At 63.8% G+C, this 3,063-nt stretch carries 6 protein-coding genes and 1 pseudogene; 2 read left to right on the forward strand and 5 right to left on the reverse strand.

What is annotated here, in order from left to right; all coding sequences use genetic code 11:
* A partial coding sequence (locus QO011_RS42400) for a transposase (RefSeq protein ID WP_503129072.1) occupies positions 1-390 on the forward strand: 390 nt, incomplete at its 5' end.
* A 158-nt stretch (positions 391-548) separates the two neighbouring features.
* On the opposite strand, the gene QO011_RS42405 is transcribed toward QO011_RS42400, so the two are convergent.
* From QO011_RS42405 to QO011_RS42420, 4 genes are all read right to left on the reverse strand, one after another.
* Positions 549-767 carry a hypothetical protein gene (locus QO011_RS42405; RefSeq protein ID WP_307286745.1) on the reverse strand — a complete coding sequence of 73 codons (219 nt, stop codon included), beginning with the start codon at positions 765-767 and terminating at the stop codon, positions 549-551.
* Between the two features lie 29 nt (positions 768-796).
* Complete coding sequence (locus QO011_RS42410; RefSeq protein WP_307286747.1) at positions 797-1,051, reverse strand: hypothetical protein; 255 nt, start codon at positions 1,049-1,051, stop codon at positions 797-799.
* 166 nt (positions 1,052-1,217) lie between these two features.
* Complete coding sequence (locus QO011_RS42415) at positions 1,218-1,433, reverse strand: hypothetical protein (RefSeq protein ID WP_307286749.1); 216 nt, start codon at positions 1,431-1,433, stop codon at positions 1,218-1,220.
* A gap of 12 nt (positions 1,434-1,445) precedes the next feature.
* Positions 1,446-1,583, reverse strand: a complete 138-nt coding sequence (locus tag QO011_RS42420; protein WP_307286751.1) for a hypothetical protein — start codon at positions 1,581-1,583, stop codon at positions 1,446-1,448.
* A 44-nt stretch (positions 1,584-1,627) separates the two neighbouring features.
* On the opposite strand from QO011_RS42420, the gene QO011_RS42425 reads away from it, so the two are divergent.
* The gene (locus QO011_RS42425; RefSeq protein WP_307286753.1) at positions 1,628-1,780 is read left to right on the forward strand and encodes a hypothetical protein; all 153 of its coding nucleotides are present in this window, start codon (positions 1,628-1,630) and stop codon (positions 1,778-1,780) included.
* A gap of 862 nt (positions 1,781-2,642) precedes the next feature.
* On the opposite strand, the pseudogene QO011_RS42430 reads toward QO011_RS42425, so the two are convergent.
* Positions 2,643-2,918 (reverse strand): annotated as a pseudogene (locus tag QO011_RS42430) (IS701 family transposase); the annotation flags it as partial.
* Positions 2,919-3,063: the final 145 nt, after the last annotated feature.

Raw genomic sequence — 3,063 nt, forward strand, 5'->3', positions numbered from 1 at the left:
GCCACCGTCGTCCCCGCGATCGAGGCCATGGTCGGGGCCAACCTTGCCAAAGCCGTCACCGACGCCGGCTACCGCGGCCACAACGCTCCCAAGGAGCAGACGTTCAAGGTCTATGTCGCCGGAATGAAACGAGGTCTGACCAGGGCGATCAAGCGAGCCTTTCGTCGACGGGCCGCCGTCGAGCCCGTCATTGGCCATCTCAAGAGCGACCATCGCATGGGACGCAACTTCCTGGTGGGAGCCGCTGGCGATGCCAACAACGCCGTCCTCGCCGCAGTCGGATACAACTTCAGCCTCATCCTCAACTGGCTAAGGTGGCTTTGGTGCGCTCTCGTCCTGGCTGCGATCGCAACCGCCGGAACGCCTACTATCCGACCACGCACGGCGTAGTCGGGATTCTTCACAGGCGACTTGATCGCGGGAGGTGATCGAGGCTGACCCTACGTTACCACGCGGTGATCGGTAGTGCGGAAGCCTCAACGCAGAAAATCGGCCACCCCGATTTCCCGAGGCGGCCGCTCGTCTATGGCAATGACGGTCTTCGCCGATCAGGCGAAGATGATCTGGCCGGGCTTGGCCTGGGCTACGCCAGCCAATTCGATGGCCGTCTTGTCATGGGTATTGATGATCCGCATGTGGGCGCCGTCGCGAAGCTCCTTGGCGATGCTCTTGAGCTGGACGGCGGTGTAGGGCGCCGCGTCCACTTCGACGTTAGCGCCGGTGCGAGCGAGTTCAAGGAACTCTTTTACTCCCTTGGAAATGGTCATCGTGTCTCTCCTCCTGTGCGCCGGTGTCGTCAACCCACACTGCGCAGTTGCGGATGCGCCTTTTCGAACGGCTCCGCCGCCTTCACCAGGGCAGCCAGCAGGTGGCCGGTGAACTTCTCTGCGAGCGAAATCGTCACAGGCGTGCCGCCCTCAATATTTGTTAGCGCACGCTCTAATTTGATAACATATTTCCCCAGTGCAGTTGGATCATAGGAGGATTTTTCCACCTGCTTGCGATTGTACTTGACAATAGTTTTGATCAACTCGTGCTCAAGGGTCGACATGCCTCGCTCCTCTCAAAGCGATGGGCCTAACAATACCCATCATGCTGCGCCGCACTATTACCCTATGTGCGCTGCAGCGTCGCTTGCAAGAGGGAAAAGCAGCATATCTCGTTAGGGCATGTGACTAATTTTGCGCCAGAGGGCAGCTATGGCCGCCCCTTCGCGCCTACGGCTTGACGTGCAGCCAGGGCAGCAGGCTGCCGACGGCGGCTCCGAGGGCGGTTGCGAGCCCGACGACCGCGACGAGCAGCTTCCAGCCACCACGGGCGCCGACGACCGCATCGCGGATGGCGCGCACGTCGGCCTTGATCTCGTCGAGGTCTTCGACCGTATCCTTGAGCTTGACCTCGACGGTCGTCAGGCGTCGCTCGAACTCCTGCATCGGCTCCACTCCTCAACGATGCCAGCAGCCGGCGGCCAGGCCGCGCTCGTAGTGCAGGGCGAGGCGGCGATCCCCGTCCCGCGTGGTGGCTTCGACGCCCAGCAAGCTGTCGTTGATGACACCGCTGCGGGGTGCACGGGCAGACCCCATGGGTGCGCACGCATTCAAACCAGACGGTGCCCTTCGGAATGCTGATGTCGAGCCAGTTCGTCCAGGTCGTGCGGTCGCTCCGAAGCGTCGGCTTGAAGAGGCCGCCGCACTTCAGCGGCGTGTACACGCCGGGGTTCGTGCTCGGGATCTCGATGAACGCGCACGTCGCGAAGTCGGCGACGGCACGTCATGGCTGAGCGCGCTGGCGTACCAGGACGCATAGCCGAGCTCGACGCGCGTGATGTCGCTCGTCGCGACGTGCATCTTGCGCGTCCACGAATTCGCATAAGTGGAGAACACCGTGTGCGGGAAGACCGACGTGGCGCGGTGTCGAAGGGGCGCCTCCCCGACAAGCGACAGATTGACCGACGACACCCGCCCGGCATGGTCGAGAACGAAGATCTGGTTCGCCTTGTCGAGCTGCGACAGTTCGACGAGAGAAGGACCGGCGCTGTGGCATATTTGAGCTGCCGCAGCATCGGGACGTCGTCGTCCGCAACGCCGTCCAGCGCGCGGATCAGCCGATGGCCGCGCGAATCGAACACGCCACCGCCCGGAAGCTCCGACAGCGTAAGGCTCAGGGCACGCTCGGCATTCCGCTCGACCTCCACGAGCGTCGCCCAGATCGAGTTGAGGTCGATGTTGCGTGAACGCGCTGTGTCCGCGCCCTCAACGGTGTTCGAAGTTCGCCGCGGCCGGCGGCGCCCGTCGATGACGACATGGCCCGTCGTGGCCCTCGGAAAGCTCAGGACGCCGTCGGTGATCGGCGTCGGCGGCGTCAGGCCAGAGGGGCTCGTGAGGGTGCAGCCGTCGAGCCAGGCGCCGCCGGCCGCGGCGAACTTCGAACACCGTCGAGGGCGTCCACATCCCCCCAGATCGTGAAAGGGAGTGGGACACTCGTTGCGGCGGCGACGTCGTAGCCGACGACGCGCACATCAGACGGGGCAGGGGCTGGGTTCCAAGCAACCATGCGGCGAGAGTGGTCGCCGCCCCAATTCCCTCAACGCACAAGCCTGGTGCTACAGCTGCATTTTTTGCAGTGCGCGCGTTTGGCGGCGGCACGATGTCGCACAGCGCCTCCGCGTCCCAGCGGCCACGCCCGAGAACCGCCTGTTGGCGCCAGGGGCCGGGATCGCCCGCCGCCTCCGCCCGCATCCATCCGGTCTTGCGCGGTTCCCCGCCCAGCAGTCGATCCAGAAAATGCCTGGCGTTGGCCGCCACACACTCTTGCGTGAACACCCCCGTATCCGCCCTTTGACATCGCGCAGCGAAGACGTCCAAAGCTCCAGCGTCGTCTCCATCGAGGCGACAGACATGCCACGACCTCCGAATCATCGTCACCCATCGATTCAGAGGTCGTCGAAATATGGAATTGTAGCAGTAACACCAGCCCTCGGTGAGTTTGACTCCATTGGGGATTCCCAGCGCCGGCGACTTCTGACGCAATGCGGGGGTGAGCTGAGTCGGACGGCGGAGGCAT

Source organism: Labrys wisconsinensis, from assembly GCF_030814995.1.
In the GTDB taxonomy this organism is placed as follows: Bacteria; Pseudomonadota; Alphaproteobacteria; order Rhizobiales; family Labraceae; genus Labrys; species Labrys wisconsinensis.

Coding starts and splice junctions, on each gene's coding strand:
- QO011_RS42410 (WP_307286747.1), bottom strand. CDS start 1,051: ATGTCGACCCTTGAGCACGAGTTGATCAAAACTATTGTCAAGTACAAT.
- QO011_RS42420 (WP_307286751.1), bottom strand. CDS start 1,583: ATGGGGTCTGCCCGTGCACCCCGCAGCGGTGTCATCAACGACAGCTTG.
- QO011_RS42405 (WP_307286745.1), bottom strand. CDS start 767: ATGACCATTTCCAAGGGAGTAAAAGAGTTCCTTGAACTCGCTCGCACC.
- QO011_RS42425 (WP_307286753.1), top strand. CDS start 1,628: ATGTCGAGCCAGTTCGTCCAGGTCGTGCGGTCGCTCCGAAGCGTCGGC.
- QO011_RS42415 (WP_307286749.1), bottom strand. CDS start 1,433: ATGCAGGAGTTCGAGCGACGCCTGACGACCGTCGAGGTCAAGCTCAAG.